The organism is Ketobacter sp. MCCC 1A13808 (assembly GCF_009746715.1).
Lineage (GTDB): Bacteria > Pseudomonadota > Gammaproteobacteria > Pseudomonadales > Ketobacteraceae > Ketobacter.
Genome location: NZ_VRKW01000055.1, coordinates 1 through 1,885, shown reverse-complemented (window position 1 = coordinate 1,885; position 1,885 = coordinate 1). Strand labels below are relative to the sequence as shown.

Here is a 1,885-nt window from a genome sequence, read left to right as displayed (position 1 = left end):
GTCGGTATTGATGCTTTTTATCGCCGGTGAGCTTTTGTTCCTGAATCGTCTGTTCGAGCTGATATAGCCCGCCGATCTGGTTCAGCGCCTGATCCGCTGCCTGCGGATCACGCTCTTGTGCCTGAACGAAGTAACGGCGACTGTGTACCCAGCACTGCGCATGAGTGACGCCTTGGGTTTTCTCTGCATAACGGGCATAAGCACTGTGACCGTCGGTGATCAGGGTGCCGTTGAATTGGCTTTTCAGGGTGTTTTCAATATGCTGTCGGCCACGGCTTTCACTGTAGGTAAAGACCACTTCATCATCTTCGCCATAAAGGGGCCAGAACCAGCCTTGCTTGAGCTTGCCCTTGTGTTGTCGCCCGGCTTTAATCGGCGTTTCGTCCATTGCCAGCACCCGGCTAAGCAGAATATGCCGGCATTGCGCTTCGACAATGGGGCGCAGCAATTCTATCGAGCGTTTAACCCAGTTGGTTAAGGAAGAGCGGGCTACTGTGATGCCCTGTTGTGCCATTCTCTGGTGTTGCCGATACAGGGGTAGATGGTATTGGAACTTATCCACCAGCAATCCGGCTAGCAGACTGACGTCGGCAATGCTGCGCTCCAACACCGGGTCTGGCAACTCGGCGGTTTGCATGGATTGGTCTGCCTTGTGCTTAAACACCGGCATTTCATAACGCAAGACCACATAGCTGGCCGATTGCTGGGCCAGTTTAAAAGTGATGTGGGTGTCGATAATCTCGTACTGATCAGCGTCAGAACCGGACAGCTCGGGGGGCATCACCGCAATGACTTCCACCGGGACGTCTTCGCTAAAGCGTAATCCGGCATCGGTAGCGCAATCGTCCGGACGCAGCTTTTTGGCTTTACCGCGCTGGAAGGACGAGACGGTGACGGTGTCTTCCGGTTCAGGCAGGGTTTGGGTGGGCTCTCCCAATAGATTGATTTGGTCCGGCGCATCGATAATGCGCTTCTCCGATTTACGGCCAAACAGCTGACGCTCGAACCAGGCAACGCGATCTTTTAAATGCTGATTTTCTTCACGCAACAACGCGACTTCTGTCTCAGCAGAAGCCGGTGTGGATTCAGGTTGTGATGGCGCATGGGCGGCCGGATTAGATGGCGATTTCATGGGGTTGGATTATACCAACCTGAACCCTACGCTGCATGAATATAGCGCTTATATTGGCGGATTTTTTTAACTTCCAGCCCATCCAGTAACAATTTTAAATGAGCCCAGCTCAACCGCTTTTTGTTATCTCCGGAAGCACGATAATTAAATTGCCCTTGCTCCAGGCGCTTGAACCAGATACAAAATCCGGCGCCATCAAAATACAGAATCTTTAGGTGAGTCTTGCGTCGATTGATAAACACAAACAGTTGGCCGCTGGCCGGATCATCCTGAAGCTGAGACACTATCAACGTACTGAGGCCATCAAAGGATTTGCGCATATCAACCGGTTGGGTATACAGCCAGATCCTGACGTTGGGTTCGGGCATAAACATCAGGGCTGGCTCAGTAACAACTCGACGCCATTGCCCAGCTTGAGCGTGATCCGCCAGGGGCGGTCTGGCGCATCGGGCCAAGTGTTTAATTCGACAAAGCCCGGCTCAGACACGGCCGAGGTGGGTTGTGAATCGTCGGCCTCCAGAATACGCTGGCGCCACTTACAAAAGCTGGCGTAGGGTAATTGTTGGTCTCGACAAAATTGCGCTCCGGACAGGCCGGACTGCTGGTATTGATCGATGTGTTTTTCCCAGGTGGCGGCGGATCGTCGAATGTATTTTTGGGTTGGCATTGATATGACTCCATCAGTGATCAGATGGAGTTAGCCTATCGCGCGATTTCGGATGGGGAAAGAACGCGGTAGAATGAGCGGTTACT

3 protein-coding genes are annotated in these 1,885 nt (G+C 52.7%); all 3 read right to left on the bottom strand.

Annotated elements, in window-relative coordinates:
* Positions 1 to 1,132 (bottom strand): IS66 family transposase (tnpC, locus tag FT643_RS22975; protein ID WP_156873731.1); only part of this gene is annotated, 1,132 nt, incomplete at its 3' end.
* A 26-nt stretch (positions 1,133 to 1,158) separates the two neighbouring features.
* Positions 1,159 to 1,500 (bottom strand): IS66 family insertion sequence element accessory protein TnpB, encoded by a 342-nt coding sequence (gene tnpB / locus FT643_RS22970; protein ID WP_198043835.1) that lies wholly within the window; start codon positions 1,498 to 1,500, stop codon positions 1,159 to 1,161.
* A gap of 5 nt (positions 1,501 to 1,505) precedes the next feature.
* A complete protein-coding gene (tnpA, locus tag FT643_RS22965; protein WP_156873729.1) occupies positions 1,506 to 1,799 on the bottom strand; it encodes an IS66 family insertion sequence element accessory protein TnpA in 294 nt (97 codons plus the stop codon).
* Positions 1,800 to 1,885 lie beyond the last annotated feature (86 nt).